Source organism: Pseudomonas petroselini (genome assembly GCF_045037875.1).
GTDB classification, from domain to species: Bacteria; Pseudomonadota; Gammaproteobacteria; order Pseudomonadales; family Pseudomonadaceae; genus Aquipseudomonas; species Aquipseudomonas petroselini.
Genome location: NZ_CP173614.1, coordinates 1518585 through 1535365, shown reverse-complemented (window position 1 = coordinate 1535365; position 16781 = coordinate 1518585). Strand labels below are relative to the sequence as shown.

Sequence of the window (16781 nt, the reverse complement as noted above, 5' to 3'; positions counted from 1 at the left end):
CAGAGAACTCTCTATGAATAACAAGACCCACAAGCGGCGCGGCTTGTTGCGCCAAGACTCGCCTGGTGCTTCATCCAGACGAACACTTTGGAGCAGCATGCTCCTGCTGTCCTGCCTGCTGGCGCCAGTGGAAAACACCTTGGGTGCCATCCCCCCAGAATGGAAAAACACCGCCTACGCCTACGAGGCCGACCATAAACCACTACGTGAAGTGCTCGAAGACTTCGCCCAGACCTTTGGCACGCAACTGCAAATCGAAGGCTTGCTGGAGGGCGACGTCAACGGCAAGATCCGCGCGAATACCCCGCAATCCATGCTGGATAGACTCGGCGTTGAGCACCGTTTTCAGTGGTACCTCTACAACAACACCCTGTTCATCAGCACGCTGGACCAGCAGGAATCCGCGCGCCTGGAAGTCTCCTCGGAAACTATTTCCGACCTCAAGCAAGCGCTGACCGATATCGGCCTGCTTGATAGCCGTTTCGGCTGGGGCGAATTGCCTGAAGACGGTGTCGTATTGGTCTCCGGCCCCAAAACCTACATCGAACAGATCAAACAGTTCAGCAGCAAACGCCGCTCGGCGGATGAAAAACAGAGCGTGCTCAGCTTCCCACTCAAGTTCGCCAATGCCGCAGACCGCAAAGTGGACTACCGCGGTGAAAAGCTCATTGTCCCCGGCGTCGCGAACATTTTGCGGGGACTCTTGGAGCCCCGCTCAGCCTCGACGCTAACAGGGATGAGCCAACCCGATTCATCCCAGCCGTCCCCTCTAACCCCCAATGTACCTCGGCTGGGCAATCCGTTACTGGGCCAAATGCTCGGTGCAAATGGCAACGCAGGACAATTGGACACGGGTCCGACAGTCACGCCACGCGCCCCGGTCTCCAAGAGCCGGATCCGCGTCGAAGCCGATGTGCGCAATAACGCTGTGCTGATCTATGACCTGCCGGAACGCCAGGCCATGTACCGCGACCTGATCACTCAACTCGACGTCGCGCGCAAGTTGATCGAAATCGACGCAATCATTCTCGATATCGAACGTACGCAATTGCGTGAATTCGGGGTGAACTGGGGTTTCCAGAACAGTCGCTTCCGCGGAGGCGTCAACATGGCACCTGGCACCTCGTCGCAAGTTTCGATTGAAAACCGTGATCGTTTTTACGCCGACATCCGCGCACTGGAGGCCAAGGGCCTGGCAACCATGGTCTCCAACCCTTCGGTGCTCACCCTGGAAAACCAGCCGGCGGTGATCGACTTCAACCGCACCCAATACATCACCCCCGGTAGAGATTACGCAACCATTTTGCCTGTTACGGTGGGCACCAGCCTCCAAGTGGTTCCCCGGGTAACGACGGGCCGCGGCGTTCACCAGATCCATTTGGTCGTGGATATCGAAGACGGTAATTTCGACGAAACCAATCCCGAGCGAGACCCCAATCACCCCGACGTTCGCCGGGGCAAGGTCAGCACTCAGGCCGTGATGCAGGAGAAGCGTTCGCTGGTAGTGGGTGGCTTCCATGTCACAGACAGTTCCGACCAGCAAAAGAAGATTCCGCTGCTGGGGGATATTCCGTTGCTGGGCAAGGCGCTGTTCTCTTCGACAGAACGCCACAACAATCGCCGTGAACGCTTGTTTATCCTGACACCCCGCGTCATCGGCGACCAGGACGACCCGTCGCGCTACTTGCCACAGGACGACCAGGCTGAGTTACAAGCGGCCCTCACACCACTGGCCAGGCGCTATTCGCCGCATCAGCCGGTGATCAAACGCAGTGACATCATCACGACGCTGGCCCGCCTGGTCAGTGGGGAAGTGCCCAAAGCGTTCAACGCCGCGCCGATGCCGCTGGGGCTGAACACCTTGTGCAGCACCCGTGACTTGCTGGCGCTGAATACCGAGCGCAGCCAGTGGTACGCCGGTCCGGACTACAACGTGGCGGTGGTCGTACTGCGCAACCAGTTCAAACGCAATGTGCGTATCGATGAAAAGGAATGCAGCAACTCGCAGACCCTGGCAGTCACCGTATGGCCGCGTGCCTGGCTCAAACCGGGTGAAGAAGCCGAGGTGTTTATTGCCATGCGCCCCGTGGTGAAGGATGAACACCTCAGTGTGCCCCGCCCCTCCTTGATCACTCCCACTCAGAAGGCCACGCCATGAAACACCCTGTACTGTGCGTCATGCTGATCGGCGCTGCACTGCTCGTCGCCGGCTGCACCCCCACCTGTAAGGGCGATTCGTGCTCACGCCCACAATCGACCAAGGACAAGATGGTGATCTGGTGGCCGCCGCAAATGCGCGTTGAGCCGGGCCCCGCCGGCGAACGTGCGGATTACCAGACGGTATCGCTGGAACGGTGAGGTCCTCGTCAATGCCCGACGATCAACGCAAGGTATTTCTGGACAACCTGGTGAGCGGCACTGCTGCTCACCTGCCGCTCGCGCCCGGTATCAAGGTAAGCGCACTGCACGCTGGAGATCGCCCGGGACTCGCCCTGCAAGTTGCTCGCGAAGCGCTGCAGACCGGGCAATTGCAGCGGGTATTGGAGCTTCGCTGTGAGCACGCGCTGGCGTTCGATGGGTGTTTTGTTTACCTCGACGCCCAGTACGCCCTGGTGATCTGGCACGCACTGCCTGCCTCCAACAGCGCGCTCGACAAGATCCTCAGCCGGATGCTGTCACTGGCCGGCCTGCAAGCCTTGGATACCAGCTCGATCCGCTGATCAGCGCCGTTCAAGCTCCGGCAATTCCAGGGTTTCGCGCTTGGCCTCATCATCAAGCTCGCGCAAGGTGCGGTAAATCAGCGCCACGGCCCGCAAGGTCTCGCGCGGGATGCTTGCGCCCAGCTTTTTCGTGTAGAGCGTGCGCGCCAGCCATACGCATTGGATCACCGGCACATCGGCCGCCTTGGCGCGGCGGATCAATGTGCGCGCTTCATCGTCGGTGCCTTTGCTCACCAGCATCGGCAGCGGCGTTTTACCGGGGCGGTAATACAGGGCGACAGCAAAGTGCGTCGGGTTGACCACCAGCATGTCGGACTCCTCCAGCTTGGGCAGCTTGACCTTGGGCTCTTCCTGGGCCAATTGATACGCCAGCGAACGCCGCTGCCCTTTGACGTGGGGGTCACCCTCCATGTCCTTGTACTCCTTGACCACCTCCACCTGGGTCATGCGCATGCGCTTGGCGAAAAAGTGCCTCACCATGATCAGGTCGATAAGCGCCAGCACCAGCAGCATACCGAGGCAGACATGCAGCAAGTGACGAAACAGCGCAATCAACGCCAGGATGTAACTTTGCAGATCGCTGGTGGCCAGGTTGATCAGCGTGCCCAATGAGGGCCAGATCACCCCATACAGAATCGAAGCAATCAGGCAGGCCTTCGCAACGCTCATCAGCAGGTTCATCAACTGCTGGGCAGAGAACATCTGCTTGACTTGGCTGATAGGGTTGAGGCGATTGAAATCCAGCTTCAGCGTCTCGGGAGCGAACAGCAACCCGAACTGCATCCAACTGCTGATCAGCTTCGTGGTAATCGCCACCCCGACCATCAACAGGGCGAACGAAAAAAACACGGTCATCCCCTCAAACAGCACTTCTTCCAGCGCTCGCGTAAAGGGCTGGGTCAGGCGTGACAACGGCAGTAGCATCAGTTGCTGGAAACGTTGCAGGCTGGTCTCGGCGGTGAACAAGGCGATCTCGCTGATGGCCGTCAATGCCAGCAGCTTTGCAACGTCCTGGCTTTGGGCGACCTGGCCTTTCTTGCGCTGGTCACGCAGTTTCTTGGCTGACGCGGGGTGCTTTTTTTCGCCGGAATCGCTCATGGGATGGCGACCTTGATCAACAACCTCAGTGAATGTTTAAGATCGCCCAACAGCCCCATGCGCCCGACGATCAGGTCCTGCAACAGCGCAAAGTAGAGCAAGAGAATACCGATCCCCGCCAGACTCTTGACCGGTGGTGCCAGCGTACTGACTTGTAACTGTTGGCTGTAGACCCCCAGCAGCGCGATGCCGAACTCCAGCAACAGCAAGACCGCGATAAAGGGCGCGGCGTAGAGCAACATGTGCGTGAAGGTGTCACCCAACAGGTCGATGAACACGCTCATGCCATTCGCCGCCGGCAGCGGGAACCATGCGGTGGGAGGCCAGATCAGGTAGCTGTCCCAGATCACCTGGGTCAGCGTGCCCAACCCCAGGCTCACCATCAGCAGGAAAATCGCCAGTTGCTTGAACAAGTGTCCAATCGGCGTCGCATCCGGCCCCAACGAGGGGTTGAGCTGGCCGCCAGCCAAAGCGCCGCGTTGGTTATCCAGCAGCGCCCCCACTGACTCGAACATCCAGAACGGCATCGCCAGCAGCACGCCCAATAGAACCCCCAAGGCCACCTCCTTGAGCACCAGCGCCCCCAATAGAATCGCGGAGTAATCCTGGCCTGCCAACGCCGCATAGATACCCGGCGCAGGCATCAATGCCAAGACCATCACGAGGGTATGGCGCGGCATGCCCCTTATATGCTGGAAACAGAACGCCGCCACCAGGATGCCGCAGGGGTAGATCCGCGCCATGCCGATCACCAGGCTGGGCAAATACTCGAGATAGAGCAGCACGGGCAGGCCCTCAGTTCAGGGCCGAGCGGCCGATCATGTCAAAGGTCAGGTTGATCAGTTGGATCAACTCCACGCCTATCCAGCGGCCGGTCATGATCAGTGTGATCCCCACCGCCACCAGCTTGATGCCGAAGGGTAGCGTCTGGTCCTGCACCTGCATCAGTGCCTGGACCAGCGACGTCATCACGCCTACCACCACCGCCACCAACAAAGGCGGTGCCGACAGCACCACCACCAGCAACATGCCCTGCTTGAACAGTACGATTGGTTCCATAAGCCCCTCAGAGATAGGAAAGGAACAGGCTGTCGAGCAAACGCGACCAGCCGGACACCATCACGAACAACAGCAGTTTGAGGGGCAGGGAAATGGTCATCGGCGAGACCATTTGCATGCCCAGCGCCAGCAGCAGGTTGGAGACAATCAAATCGATGACGATGAAGGGGATGTAGATCAGGAAGCCTATCTCGAACCCCGCCTGCAGTTGCGACAGCACGAACGCCGGGATCAGCAGGATCAGGTCTTCGCGTTGCACCTCCTGGGCCATTTGCGCGGGCCACAGGCGTGCAGTGTTTTCCAGCAGGTGCGTCAGCACATCCGGGTCGATGTTGCGCAGCATAAAGGCACGCAACGGTTTGATGGCTTCATTTGCCGTCTGCAGCAGCGTTTGCACGTTGCTCAGGTCAAGAGGCGAAGCTTTGACGCTCTCGGCAATTTCATACCCTACCGGCGCCATGATAAATAGCGTGGTCGCAAGCGCGATGCCATTGATAGCCATGCTCGGCGGCACCTGCTGCACGCCGATGGCGTTGCGGGTGATCATCAGCACAATCACGATCTTCAAGAACGCCGTACAGACGACCAACAGCATGGGCATCAACGACAATGCCGCCAAAAATACCGCCAGGACTAAGGGGTCCAACCCTTGCAGTATCATCGACCGAACATCACGCGCGACAACTGCAAACCCAGGCGCCCGTCGACTTCCACCAACTGTCCCTGGCCAATAGGCCGATCACCGTAATAGAGGCCCGCCATGCCCGGTGCGTAACCGGCAATGCCCAGCACCGCGCCCGGCGCGAGGTTGCGCAACTCGCCCAGGGTGAGGTTCAACGTGCCGCAGCGTACGTTCAGCGCCATGCTCAGTTCATCGAATGGCTCGTGACCGAATACGTCCGTCACGGGTTCATCGTCTTCTTCCCCGGCGTAGTGGGGGGCTATGAATTCTTCGTCCACAGACGTCTCCTCGATTGAAGTAAGGGTCAGGCACAACGGCCCACTGTCATCGTCAATGCACCCATGCAATCGGTGTGTGCCAACCTGTACGTAGCCATTGCCCTGGGCTAGAAAAAAGCTCTGCTCAAGCACCAGCACATCACCGACCCGCAGGCTGCGTGCTTGCGCGATCGGTAACTGCAAACGCCCAAGGGTCACCGCGATAGCCAGTCGAAACGACGCGGGCATCGGCCCGGCGCGGCCACGCCACGGGCCGGCATCGCACAACGCCAGGAAACTCTCGGGGCTCAGCCACACATACCCCTCGACCCGGGTTTGCCCCAGGGTCACACTGAGTCGGCAGCCAAACGCCTTGGGTCGGTCGGTCTCCAGCAATCTCACATAGCCCAACAAGGCTCGCACCTGAGGACTCAGGTGAAGCTGGAACAGCTCCCAGAACCAGGAATCCGGATCGTTGCCGGAGGGGGCCAACGTCACAGGGCACTCGCCCAGCAGGCTGAGCAACGGACCGGCTTCGGCGAGCGCCAGCACGCCACACACCGTTTCGAAGCACACCGCTTCGCCTCTTGCGGGGGCACGCCCAGGCTCGAGCCGCAACTGGCCACCCTGCCCGGCCACCTGAAACGCCAGGCTCAGGCCACGGCCCAGTCGACGTCGCGCGGCAACCGTGCTGCTCTTAACCAAAGGCACTGTCAGCAGCGGCACTATCATGCGCAGCCGACAGTGGGCAGATGCAGGCTGACCGGCTGACCCAGCGTGGCCGCAAACCGATCCTCACACTGTTGCCGCACGCCGCTTAACCAACGCGCCGTCGCAGCTTCCTCCGCCTCCAGGTCGATACTCCAGGCACCTTGTTCGCGGCGCACACTGGCGTTGATCCGCCCCAGGCGGGGCAAGTACAAGACCGCCTTGAGCGGCCACTGGGGCGCGGCCTGCAGACGCGGCGCCAGTTGCTCGGCAAGCGCCTCGATCATGACAACATCGCCCGACGCCCGGGTTCCGAACAGGGACGCCTGCGCCCCTGAGCCCTCATCGTCAGCGGCCCAACACTGGGCAAACAACCGCGTCAGCTCCGCCGGCACCCCACCTGCGCCCCCGGGTTCTCGCTCCTCTCGCGGATCACGTCGGCGTGGACGTTCAGCGGGTTTATCTGAAACCTGGGTCATGTCGGCTCCTGCGCCAATAAAAGGGATAGCTCCTGAAGTTTTTCCACCTGCCGCAGGCATTCAGTGACCTGTTTCTGGGCTGTGCCGACGCGGGTTTGCTTCTCTTCGCGCTGCCCCTGCAAGGCCTCCAACTGCCCCATGTCCCGCCGGGTATTGGCAGACAAGGAACGCTCCTGGCCGCCCCAGGACTTCAGGGCTTTCAAGGTCAGTACCTGCCCCTGGTGCTGGCTGAGCAACCGAGCACTTTGCAGGGCCTCCTCTTGCCGAGTGTGCTCAAGCGCATCCTGGGCCTGCTGGATATTCGCAAGCAGGGCCTGCTGGGCACGCTTAGCCTCACGCAGGGCGCGCTCGGCCCGATCCGCACGGTGCCGGCGCAGGCGCCGTAGCGTCTCCACTTCACTGAGCAGCACATCAGAATGGGACATAGGTGGTCAGCTCCTTGAGTTGCGCAAGCGTCGCCGCCATCGGTGCAGGCTCACGCAAGTCCTGGCGCAAGAAACCATCGACAGCCTGGCGACTGTCCACAGCCAGGTCGGTCAAGGCATCACTCCCTGGCTGGTATTCCCCCAGCTTGAGCATCAGCTCGATCTGCTGATAGGCCGACAACAAACGTCGCAACGCCGTACCCGCCTGAATATCCTCGGGCTGGGCGACGTTGCTCAAAATCCGCGACAGGCTCGCCAGCACATCCACCGCGGGATAGTGCCCACGCTCGGCCAACTTACGGGACAGCACGATATGGCCGTCGAGCAGCGAGCGCACTTCATCGGCCACCGGGTCGTTCATTGAGTCCTGCTCGATCAGCACGGTGTAGATCGCCGTGATCACGCCGTCACGGGTCAACCCGGCGCGTTCAACCAACCGCGGCAACAGGCTGTACACCGACGGCGGCAGCCCCCCACGGCCCAGGGGCTCGCCGGCGGCCAGGCCGATTTCGCGCTGGGCCCTGGCGAAACGTGTCAGGGAGTCGATCAGCAGCAACACGCGCAGGCCCTTGCGCCGATAACCCTCAGCCAACGCCGTCGCCGTGAACGCGGCACGCGCTCGTTCCATGCTGGAACGATCGGAGGTGGCACACACCAGCACCGCTTTGGAACGCAGTTGCTCATCCAGCTCATGGTCGAGAAACTCACGCAGCTCGCGCCCCCGCTCGCCGATCAGGCCGAACACGATGACGTCACACTCCACGTTACGGGCGATCTCGGCCAACAGGGTGGTCTTGCCGCAACCCGCCCCGGCGAACAGGCCCACGCGCTGGCCTTCGCCCAGCGTCAACAGGCCATCGATGGAACGCACCCCAGTGGCCAGCGCGCGGTGGATCCGTGGCCGCTCGGTGGGCAACGGTGCCTCACACAACACTGCGCTGGTGTCCGGCAAGTCGGCCTCGACAAACGCACCGGGACCTTCGCCCGAGATCGGCCGCCCGAAACCATCCAGCACCTGGCCCAGCAGTGCCTCGCTGACCTGCACCCGATGCGCGACCCCGAGGCGCTCGACGCCGGCGCCCACCTGGACCCCTTCCAGGTTGCCCAGCGCACTGAGCACAGCATCCTGCTGATCGAAACCAATGATCTCTGCGAGCATATAGTCGCCCGGCTTTTTCTCCACACGGCATAAATCACCGATACGCGCCTGGGGGAGTCGACACTGCAACAACATGCCATTTACGCGCTGGATGCGGCCCCGCATCGTCACGGGCGCGAAGGTCGCCAGCGACTCGGCCTGGCGCTGCTGCCAGGCGTCGAGACGCGCTTGCAGTTGCGCGTTCACCAGCGCACCTCATAACGCTGTACGCCGTCAAAAACCACTTTGCTGTTGTCGATCAGCACCAGGCGCAGGCCATCCACTTCATCCCCGACAAACAGCCGACTGCCCTCCTCCAGGACCACATGGCCATTGGGCCCACCCACGATCTGCACAATCTTGAACGGCAACGCCCCATCCCGTACGCGCACACGGCTGATCACCGGCACCGCGCTGTCAAATTGCTCGCCAAAACGGTTGAGCATGCGCGCGACCAGTTCGACATCATCCTGTGAGACATCCCCACTGAGCGCGACCTGCCCATTGATGACCTGCAAATTGACGCGCTGGCTCAATTCACGCTCGCCGAGCATCTTCAACAACTGTTGGCGCACTTCGAACGGCGAGGCCAGTTCCTGTTTCTGAACAACCGGCGGCATCAAGGAAGCCTGGGCCTCAGGCTCACCCGTGGAGGCCATGCCCAACACGATGAAGATGACCGTCACCACCAATACCAAGGTAATCAGGCGTTTTTGCTGCGAGTGCGTGATGGTCGATAACTTAAGTACCCGCGCCGGGTCATTGACCTGGGGCGACGCTACCGGTGCAGGGGCCGGCGCCTGGGGCCAGGGTTGATCGGCCGAGGTGACACACAGCCGCACGCCTCCCACCGAAAATGTGACGTTCGGCGCCAAGCGTGCGATCTGTGCCAGTAACTGACCATCAGCCCCATGCAACAGTCCTGCCTCGGCCTGCACTGACCAGTTCGAGTCGATGAATCTCAGCCACGCATGGTGCTCGGCGATACCCGGATCGTTCAGCACCAGGTCAGCATCGACGTGGGCACCGATGCTCCACTGCTCCCCAAACAAGGGCAACGCAGCGCCCTGATGCAGCCCATCGAGCACTCGCAACTCAAACATCATCGCGCCCTCCCTGCGGGACATCGTCCAGCGCTCATGCCACCGCCCCGCGCATCAACTCGTCCTGGCCAAGGTCGAAGCGCCCCAGCACTTTGACCTTGGAGGTACTGCCCAGCTCGGCGAAAGACAGCACCGGTACGTGGTTGAATTCTTCCAGCAACAACGTACGCAAAGGGCTGCGCAAGTCCTGAGCGACGAGCATCACGCTCTTGAGTTTGGGGCGCACCGAAAAGGCTTGATTGAGCAAGTTGACCAACGCCGCGCTGTGTTCGTCGTCGAGTGCAAAGAACACCCCGGTCTGGGTCTGGCGCAGAGCTTCACGCAGGATGTTTTCCGCCTGCGGCGACAGTAACCAGGCATGCAGGCCGTCGGCTTCGCTGTACTGATGGTAGATCTGCGCCTTGAGCGCAATGCGCGCATAGTCGGCCAACGCGTCCGGTTCACGCTCATGCTGACCGTACTCGATCAGCGACTCGACAATCAGCCGCACCGCGCGCAACGGCACACCCTCGCTGGCCAGGCGTTGCAACACCGCCGAAAAACGCGACAGCGGCATGATCCGCTGCAGCTCCTGGACCAATTCCGGCTGGTTGTGCTCCAGCCAACTGAGGATTGACTTGCTCTCCTGGATTCCCAGGAACTGCGGCCCGCTGAGCATCATGGCCTGCTTCATGCGCTCAACAATCAGGCTCGCGGCGGTGAAGCGCTCCAACTGCGGATCATCGAGCAGCGGATCGCCCAGCGGTAACCAGACCCAATGCTGTTCATCGCGCTCTGCCAGCCCCGGTATGCCGTGTTCAGGCTCAACCGTCAGCGCCTTACGCTCAACCGCCACGAGGTTGACCACCGACGCCTTGACCATCGGTACCTCATGCACACAGAAGCGCATTTCCTCGTCGGCCAGCGAGTCATCAAGTTCCACCTCGAACGGTGGCAGTGTCAGGCCAATGTTCGCGACCAGCGCATTTCGCGCCTGGCGAATCGAGTGCACAAGATCAGCCACCTCAGGCGTCCCCCGCAACGCCGGGGAGAACTGCAACAGGTAGGGCCTCGATGGATCAAACCCACGCAAGTCCTCACGACCGTTCTCTTCGGGACGCACCACGTCGGCGACTTCAGCCTCCGGTTGCTCTTGCCGCTGGCGCTGACGCGCCAGGTAATACCCCAAGCTGCCGGTGATCAGCGCTATCAGGATAAACACCCCGGTAGGCATGCCGGGTACTGCGGCAAAGGCAAGCATCCCTACCGAAGCGATCATCCAGCTCTTGGGTTCGCTGGTCATCTGCCGGGCAATTTCGGCCCCTATATTGCTGACGCCCTTGCGCCCATCCGGCGCCACACGGGTGATGATCATGCCGGCAGTGAGGGAGATCAGCAGCGCCGGGATCTGCGCAATCAGGCCGTCACCAATGGTCAGCACCGAGTACAGCGCCATCGAGTCGGCGGCGCTCAAACCGTGCTGGAACATGCCCGTGGAGAAACCGCCCAACAGGTTGACCACTACGATGATCAAGCCGGCGATAGCGTCGCCCTTGACGAACTTCATCGCCCCGTCCATGGCACCGAACAACTGGCTCTCACGGGACAACTGCTCCCGCTTATCCCTGGCTTGCATGCCGTCAATCAAACCGGCGCGCAAGTCGCTGTCGATGGACATCTGCTTGCCGGGCATCGCATCCAGGCTGAAACGCGCCGCCACTTCGGCCACCCGCTCCGAGCCTTTGGTGATCACCAGGAAGTTGACCAGGGTCAGGATCAGAAAGATCACCATCCCCACCGCCAGGTTGCCGACGACCACGAAATTGCCAAAGGCCTCGACGATGTCACCGGCGTCCTGTTCCAACAGGATCAGGCGCGTTGTCGCAATCGACAGCGCCAGGCGAAACATGGTGGTCAACAGCAGAATCGAGGGGAACGACGAGAATGCCAGGGGGCCCGGCAGGTACAGCGCCAATACAATCAACAGGCACGAAATGCAGATATTGAGCGCAATCAGAATGTCCACCAGCCAGGTAGGCAGCGGCACGATGAAGATGAATACGATGGCCATCACCACCACGGCGCCCAGCACTTCGGCGCGCTGCGCTACCTTGAGCAAAAACCGGTTGATGGCCGAAAGCGCAGTCACGCCAGGGGCCCCAGCTCATCGGGAAAACGTGCAGGGCCACGCGCAATCCGCTCCATTTCCCCCATCACTGCCAGGAAGCCACGCAGGGTTTCTTCACGTACTCGGCTATCGAGCCACAACGCCAATGGCAATTGCTGGACCAAGGGGTAAAGCGCATTCAGAGACAACAATTTCTGGCGTTCCGACGCCCCACCAAAATCATCCCCAAACCTTAGGATTTCGGCAGTCGAAATGCCGCTGCCGGCGAAACCCAACAGGCGCTGCAGCAGACCTACAGCGTCATGATCGATGCCCAGGCGCTGAAGCAGCGCGTGACACCCCGCAAGCACCCCGCTCAACTGCCCACAGCTTTGCAGGCCCAGTAGCAAAGTACGCAACAGAGGTGTCGGCATTGACGATACCTTGGCCGCGATATCGTCCGCCAAGGCCTTTCGCATCACCTTCAGCCCGTCGGCAAACCGGTCGCCGCCGTACACGCCCAGCAGCGCATGCATCATCGTCGCCAACGATTGACGCGTGACCACACTGGCATAGTAGAGCGTGCGTAGCGCCTGGCGCTCCTGAGGGTCGACAGAGGCCGCCTGCAACGCCACGGCAATGTTCAGGCCCGCCTGGATTTCCCCTTTGTAACGGACCTCCAACTTGGCAATCGCATCACGCGCCAACGCCGCTTCCGACGGGCGCACCTCGGTGTCCGCCTGGGCCGCCACATACTTGAGCACCACAAACGCGCGGGCCGGGTCCCCGCCCGCGAGTTCCAGCAATTTGTCGATATTCGGTTGCTGCAGCAATTGCCAGCGGATGCGACGTGAAAAACTTGCCAGGGTCGCCTGGGCTGGATGGCCCAACTGATCATAGATATGCGCAAGCTGCTCGGATGGGAGCACGCGCACGCCAATCTTCCTCTCACCCAACGTGCGACTGTTAGTGTCCACTTCCTGGTTGAACAGAAAAGCGAGTTCATCCATGCCTTTGACGGGCGCAGGAACGGAGGTGTGGATGACAGCAGGCTGATCCAGCTGTTGGACCGGTTGCACATCGGGGGAAAATTCAACTTTCATGGACAGGCCCGAACAGGAAGAGTGTTTCCCTGTGTGGCAAGACCCGACCAGGCGGTTCCATCAATAGACGATTGCACGGCCATTTTGAAAAGACTTGCACAAGCCTTCAATGGTCTATGCAAGGCGCTGCACAAAATCGCATCAATACAAGATATTTATTTATATAAATCAATACGTTAATAAAAAATTTTCTTTGGCACAGCCAGTGCAAAAGGGGTTCCCGTCGACACCCTTTCGACTGCGTCTACACCAAGGAAAAAACCATGAATATCCCTATTGAAGCCTTAGCGCACCTCGTTGGCAGCTCGCCTCAATTCATGCATCACCTGACAGACGACCAGCAAAAAAAACTTCGGCGTTTCATTCACAAACGCGTACTCAACCCCGAAGATGCAGACGATCTTCTGCAATTGACCTACCTGGAAGCCTGGCGCAACCGCGAGCGCTTCAGCGGGAATGCCACGCTCAGCACGTGGATGTGCGGCATCGCGCAAAACCTCATACGCAACCACTTCAGGCGCCTGTACGCCAAGCCGGTGCATTGCGAATTTGACGAGTCGCTCTGGCATGGGCAAGAAGATAACCACAACCTGGATTGGGAGTTTGAAATCAATCGGCGCCTGGAAAAAACCCTGAGTGCCATCGACCACCTGCCAAGCGAAATGCGCAAGACGCTCTACGCCTCACTGGAAACCGACGGCAGCTACCAGGACACCGCTGACGCACTGGACATTCCTATCGGCACCGTTCGCTCGCGCCTATCAAGGGCGCGCGAACAGCTCAAACGCGCCACTCAAAACCCGAAGTCTCCTTAACGTCAGGCCACGCGTTGGGCGGCAGGGATATCTGCCCAACGCGATCAGGCTTTCCTGGTGCGCGACAGGGTGAATCGCGAACCACTCGTCGTCCGAACCCGTGATTTCGCTTAAACAGTTGAAAGCGCAGATAAAAACTCAAAATAAATACTTGACGCATTCCCGTTCTACGCGAATAATGCGCGCCACTTGGCTACATAGCTCAGTTGGTTAGAGCATAGCATTCATAATGCTGGGGTCCGGGGTTCAAGTCCCTGTGTAGCCACCAAGTACCTGTTTATAGATGTCTATAGCAGTCTATAAACAACCACAAGAAGCCCGCCTAGTGCGGGCTTTCTTGTTTCTGGCTGTTCACCTCTGTCTACCCCTATACCTTCCCACCGTGTATCCCCTGTGTATCCTTGGTGAAAAATAGAACTCAGGGGATACATGCCCATGAAGCGTTCTGAAATCAAGCGCCGCCCCTTGTCTGACACCGTCCTGGCAAGCCTGGAGCCCGACATCAAGGAATACCGGGAACAGGACGGCAACGGTCTGTATTTCCGCGTGAAACCCGACGGTCAAAAGTCCTGGCAACTGCGCTACAAAACGCCAGCTGGTAAATGGAGCTGGTTAGGTCTCGGCGGTTATCCAGAGGTCAGTGGGGCATTTGCAAGGCAGAAGGCTTCCGTACTGCGCAGTGACGCAGCCGACGGCAAGAACCCAATGGCGAACAAACAGGCTCGCCGAGCTGCTTAGCTAGCGGCAAGTAACAATACGTTCGAGCCACTCGCACGGGAGTGGCATTGCTCCCAGAGCAACAGATTGGAGTCAGCAAAGAGCAGCTGCACTTCTACGATGCGGGCGCTCAACTTCCGCCCATTAGTCAGGCCGGAACACTCGCACAATGGCAGCGCCATATCGGTTCCCTATGCACTGGCAACCACCGCCTGACGTTTGTTGTGTGTGCCGCTTTCGCGGGGCCATTACTGCACATGCTAGGCCATGAATCAGGGGGCTTTCAACTTTACGGCGATAGCTCCGGTGGGAAGACCACCCATTTACAGGTGGCCGCATCGGTCTACGGGAGTCCGCGTTGCGTGCGCTCCTGGCGCTCGACTGACAACGCCCTGGAGTCCATCGCCGCCGCGCACTCAGACGGCTTATTGGTGCTCGATGAAATCGGGATGTGCGATCCGCGCATCATTGGCGAAACGGTTTACATGCTGGGCAATGGCAGTGGCAAAGCACGCGCCAATGATCGAGGCCAGGCCGGTCGTCACGTTCAGGAATGGCGCTTGTTGTTTCTCTCGACCGGGGAAAAGACGTTAGCGCAGCACATGGCAGAGGCAAACAAGGATCTTAAAGCGGGCATGGAAGTACGCATGCTCGCGGTGCCTGCCGATGCCAGCAAAGGCCTTGGGATGTTCGACGCCCTCAATGGTTTTGAGGATGCAGCTGCGCTTTCAGACGCTCTAAAAGCTCGGGTGACCAAATACTACGGCACCCCGATAACTGCCTTCCTGTCAGCCCTATGTGAGCCCGGAAAGATGCTGGGGTGGTCGACCATATTGCGCCACACCATTGAGAGGTTTGTCTCGACTTCACTACCCACATCAGTAAGCGGACAGGCCCAACGTGCCGCTACTCGTTTTGGATTGGCCGCTGCCGCTGGGGAGTTGGCCACCGCCTTGGGGATAACAGGTTGGCCCAAGGGTGGAGCGACCACGGCGGCAAAGGTTTGTCTCAATGCCTGGCTGAATGAGCGCGGCGGTGCCGGAAACTTCGAAAGTGACGCCATCGTCGCGCGGCTTCGCCAAGTGATCGAGCGTTTCGGAGAGAGCCGTTTCACTCGCTGGGAATCCGCCGCCGCCAAGATCGACGAGCACGGTCCTCGCACCATCGACCGACTTGGCTTTCGCAAGACGCTGGAGCATGGACTGGGTGATGCACTGCATACCACCACCACCTATTACGTACTGCTCGAGGCTTGGTGCTCCGAGGTTTTCAAAGGCATGAACCTAAACGCAGTCAACAAAGAGCTATTGAGCCGGGCCATTTTAGAGCCTGGCAGCGATGGCAAAGCGGCTCAATCGGTAAGGCTGCCGGGCATGCCTAAAGCCCGTGCCTACGTTTTTAACTCCTCCGTACTCATGGCGGATGACAGCGGGCACTCCTTCGAGGCCGCATAAATTAGTTATCCATTTTGGCCTGCCATTCCGGCAAGCCTTTCGCAGCACCATATGTAAATGGAGATACCCGCATGTCTAACAGAAACTCGATTTCAACCCCCGAAATTAAAGCGGCTCAGAACAAATAAGCAGCTCAACGTGAAACGCTCCAAGAACTCGAGAGGACCAAGAAGCAGCTAGCCCACAAGTTAACGGCATTGGTTGCTGAAAACACTCTGGACAAGGAAGCAAGAGCATCGGCGCATGACAAGGCGCTCAAGGCCTACAGTGCAGCCATTGCTGCTGGTGATACGTCTGCTGAAGCCGAAGCAGACACAGCCCTGCAATCAATCCTTGGCGAATCGGACAGAAGCCGTGGCAAGGACCTGGCTCGAGCTGCTGCCATCGCTAAACTTGAACAGGAAGTGGTTGAGATCGACCAACGACTCGAACAGTGCGGCCAAGCATTGGAAGCGACCCATAAAGAGCTCCTAACAGCGATCCTGTACAAGCGAGCGGAGCAGCTAAGAAGTAACGCCGATGAACTGGTGACGGCTGCCAAACGGTATCAGGAAGTCATTCAAGCTCTGGGCATACCCAGTTGCTTGCAAAGCATTCAAATCCCCTTACCTCCTACCCATCAGCAAGACCGTATTAAATACATCGGTGTTCACACAATCAGTCCAGGCGCAACGAAACCGACGGTTGAGGAACTGCTTGCGGCCTGATTCAACAGACCATCAACGTGGAACACCTTTTTCCGCTGGAACACCTGGTGTTCCAGCTCAAATAAAAAGGTATTCCGGCCTGAAAGCCACGTATTCCGTGGCTTTCAGCTTTAGTGGAACACCTGGAACACCGTTTCTTGAGGGGTATCGGTTTTTAACCCCCATCACCCCGTCGCATTGGGCGCCTTCAGCGAGCAGCAGAGGGGTTCGCCACACGCATTCCTACACCT

General features: G+C 59.5%; 16 protein-coding genes, 1 tRNA gene and 2 pseudogenes. 8 read left to right on the top strand and 11 right to left on the bottom strand.

The genetic code is table 11. The features are described 5' to 3' along the window. Window positions 1–13 precede the first annotated feature (13 nt). The 3 genes from sctC to ACI512_RS07005 are packed head-to-tail and all read left to right on the top strand — an operon-like array spanning window position 14 to window position 2720. Window positions 14–2158 carry a type III secretion system outer membrane ring subunit SctC gene (gene sctC / locus ACI512_RS07015; protein WP_231807461.1) on the top strand — a complete coding sequence of 715 codons (2145 nt, stop codon included), beginning with the start codon at window positions 14–16 and terminating at the stop codon, window positions 2156–2158. Then, window positions 2155–2358: an HrpT family type III secretion system protein gene (gene hrpT, locus ACI512_RS07010; RefSeq protein ID WP_012722094.1), complete on the top strand. Its 204-nt coding sequence runs from the start codon at window positions 2155–2157 to the stop codon at window positions 2356–2358. The genes sctC and hrpT overlap by 4 nt, the downstream gene beginning before the upstream one ends. A gap of 11 nt (window positions 2359–2369) precedes the next feature. Then, on the top strand, window positions 2370–2720 hold the full coding sequence (locus tag ACI512_RS07005; protein ID WP_012722093.1) for a hypothetical protein: 351 nt from the start codon (window positions 2370–2372) through the stop codon (window positions 2718–2720). Here the strand turns inward: ACI512_RS07005 and sctU are convergent, their stop codons facing one another. The 11 genes from sctU to sctW are packed head-to-tail and all read right to left on the bottom strand — an operon-like array spanning window position 2721 to window position 12858. Beyond that, window positions 2721–3818: a type III secretion system export apparatus subunit SctU gene (gene sctU, locus ACI512_RS07000; RefSeq protein ID WP_064054691.1), complete on the bottom strand. Its 1098-nt coding sequence runs from the start codon at window positions 3816–3818 to the stop codon at window positions 2721–2723. Further along, window positions 3815–4603 carry a type III secretion system export apparatus subunit SctT gene (sctT, locus tag ACI512_RS06995; protein ID WP_231807463.1) on the bottom strand — a complete coding sequence of 263 codons (789 nt, stop codon included), beginning with the start codon at window positions 4601–4603 and terminating at the stop codon, window positions 3815–3817. Before sctT ends, sctU begins: the two co-directional genes overlap by 4 nt. 10 nt (window positions 4604–4613) lie before the next feature. Next, window positions 4614–4877, bottom strand: a complete 264-nt coding sequence (gene sctS, locus ACI512_RS06990) for a type III secretion system export apparatus subunit SctS (RefSeq protein ID WP_012722090.1) — start codon at window positions 4875–4877, stop codon at window positions 4614–4616. Window positions 4878–4884: 7 nt separating this feature from the next. Continuing rightward, the gene (sctR, locus tag ACI512_RS06985; protein ID WP_064054689.1) at window positions 4885–5538 is read right to left on the bottom strand and encodes a type III secretion system export apparatus subunit SctR; all 654 of its coding nucleotides are present in this window, start codon (window positions 5536–5538) and stop codon (window positions 4885–4887) included. Continuing rightward, complete coding sequence (locus tag ACI512_RS06980) at window positions 5535–6548, bottom strand: FliM/FliN family flagellar motor switch protein (RefSeq protein ID WP_046034125.1); 1014 nt, start codon at window positions 6546–6548, stop codon at window positions 5535–5537. The genes sctR and ACI512_RS06980 overlap by 4 nt, the downstream gene beginning before the upstream one ends. Further along, window positions 6545–7003 (bottom strand): type III secretion system HrpP C-terminal domain-containing protein, encoded by a 459-nt coding sequence (locus ACI512_RS06975; RefSeq protein WP_236380549.1) that lies wholly within the window; start codon window positions 7001–7003, stop codon window positions 6545–6547. Before ACI512_RS06975 ends, ACI512_RS06980 begins: the two co-directional genes overlap by 4 nt. Then, window positions 7000–7428 carry a type III secretion system stalk subunit SctO gene (locus ACI512_RS06970; RefSeq protein WP_012722086.1) on the bottom strand — a complete coding sequence of 143 codons (429 nt, stop codon included), beginning with the start codon at window positions 7426–7428 and terminating at the stop codon, window positions 7000–7002. The genes ACI512_RS06975 and ACI512_RS06970 overlap by 4 nt, the downstream gene beginning before the upstream one ends. Beyond that, on the bottom strand, window positions 7415–8773 hold the full coding sequence (locus ACI512_RS06965) for a FliI/YscN family ATPase (RefSeq protein ID WP_329615967.1): 1359 nt from the start codon (window positions 8771–8773) through the stop codon (window positions 7415–7417). Before ACI512_RS06965 ends, ACI512_RS06970 begins: the two co-directional genes overlap by 14 nt. Beyond that, the gene (locus ACI512_RS06960) at window positions 8770–9669 is read right to left on the bottom strand and encodes an FHA domain-containing protein (RefSeq protein WP_236380551.1); all 900 of its coding nucleotides are present in this window, start codon (window positions 9667–9669) and stop codon (window positions 8770–8772) included. The genes ACI512_RS06965 and ACI512_RS06960 overlap by 4 nt, the downstream gene beginning before the upstream one ends. 34 nt (window positions 9670–9703) lie before the next feature. Beyond that, a complete protein-coding gene (gene sctV, locus ACI512_RS06955; RefSeq protein ID WP_236380555.1) occupies window positions 9704–11797 on the bottom strand; it encodes a type III secretion system export apparatus subunit SctV in 2094 nt (697 codons plus the stop codon). Further along, complete coding sequence (gene sctW / locus ACI512_RS06950) at window positions 11794–12858, bottom strand: type III secretion system gatekeeper subunit SctW (protein ID WP_236380557.1); 1065 nt, start codon at window positions 12856–12858, stop codon at window positions 11794–11796. Before sctW ends, sctV begins: the two co-directional genes overlap by 4 nt. Before the next feature lie 263 nt (window positions 12859–13121). On the opposite strand from sctW, the gene ACI512_RS06945 reads away from it, so the two are divergent. The 5 genes and pseudogenes from ACI512_RS06945 to ACI512_RS06925 all read left to right on the top strand — a co-directional run bounded on the left by ACI512_RS06945 (window position 13122) and on the right by ACI512_RS06925 (window position 16551). Beyond that, complete coding sequence (locus ACI512_RS06945; RefSeq protein ID WP_236380560.1) at window positions 13122–13673, top strand: RNA polymerase sigma factor; 552 nt, start codon at window positions 13122–13124, stop codon at window positions 13671–13673. 191 nt (window positions 13674–13864) lie between these two features. Continuing rightward, window positions 13865–13941: transfer RNA gene (locus ACI512_RS06940), tRNA-Met, on the top strand. 167 nt (window positions 13942–14108) lie between these two features. Beyond that, a pseudogene (locus ACI512_RS06935) lies at window positions 14109–14408 on the top strand (Arm DNA-binding domain-containing protein); the annotation flags it as partial. Between the two features lie 50 nt (window positions 14409–14458). Then, window positions 14459–15844 (top strand): annotated as a pseudogene (locus ACI512_RS06930) (DUF927 domain-containing protein); the annotation flags it as partial. A 197-nt stretch (window positions 15845–16041) separates the two neighbouring features. After that, the gene (locus ACI512_RS06925; RefSeq protein ID WP_236380563.1) at window positions 16042–16551 is read left to right on the top strand and encodes a hypothetical protein; all 510 of its coding nucleotides are present in this window, start codon (window positions 16042–16044) and stop codon (window positions 16549–16551) included. Window positions 16552–16781 lie beyond the last annotated feature (230 nt).

Excerpts from the sequence above, each read along its gene's own strand:
- sctC (WP_231807461.1), top strand. The coding sequence starts at position 14 with ATGAATAACAAGACCCACAAGCGGCGCGGCTTGTTGCGCCAAGACTCG.
- hrpT (WP_012722094.1), top strand. The coding sequence starts at position 2,155 with ATGAAACACCCTGTACTGTGCGTCATGCTGATCGGCGCTGCACTGCTC.
- ACI512_RS07005 (WP_012722093.1), top strand. The coding sequence starts at position 2,370 with ATGCCCGACGATCAACGCAAGGTATTTCTGGACAACCTGGTGAGCGGC.
- sctU (WP_064054691.1), bottom strand. The coding sequence starts at position 3,818 with ATGAGCGATTCCGGCGAAAAAAAGCACCCCGCGTCAGCCAAGAAACTG.
- sctS (WP_012722090.1), bottom strand. The coding sequence starts at position 4,877 with ATGGAACCAATCGTACTGTTCAAGCAGGGCATGTTGCTGGTGGTGGTG.
- sctR (WP_064054689.1), bottom strand. The coding sequence starts at position 5,538 with ATGATACTGCAAGGGTTGGACCCCTTAGTCCTGGCGGTATTTTTGGCG.
- ACI512_RS06980 (WP_046034125.1), bottom strand. The coding sequence starts at position 6,548 with ATGATAGTGCCGCTGCTGACAGTGCCTTTGGTTAAGAGCAGCACGGTT.
- ACI512_RS06975 (WP_236380549.1), bottom strand. The coding sequence starts at position 7,003 with ATGACCCAGGTTTCAGATAAACCCGCTGAACGTCCACGCCGACGTGAT.
- ACI512_RS06970 (WP_012722086.1), bottom strand. The coding sequence starts at position 7,428 with ATGTCCCATTCTGATGTGCTGCTCAGTGAAGTGGAGACGCTACGGCGC.
- ACI512_RS06960 (WP_236380551.1), bottom strand. The coding sequence starts at position 9,669 with ATGTTTGAGTTGCGAGTGCTCGATGGGCTGCATCAGGGCGCTGCGTTG.
- sctW (WP_236380557.1), bottom strand. The coding sequence starts at position 12,858 with ATGAAAGTTGAATTTTCCCCCGATGTGCAACCGGTCCAACAGCTGGAT.
- ACI512_RS06945 (WP_236380560.1), top strand. The coding sequence starts at position 13,122 with ATGAATATCCCTATTGAAGCCTTAGCGCACCTCGTTGGCAGCTCGCCT.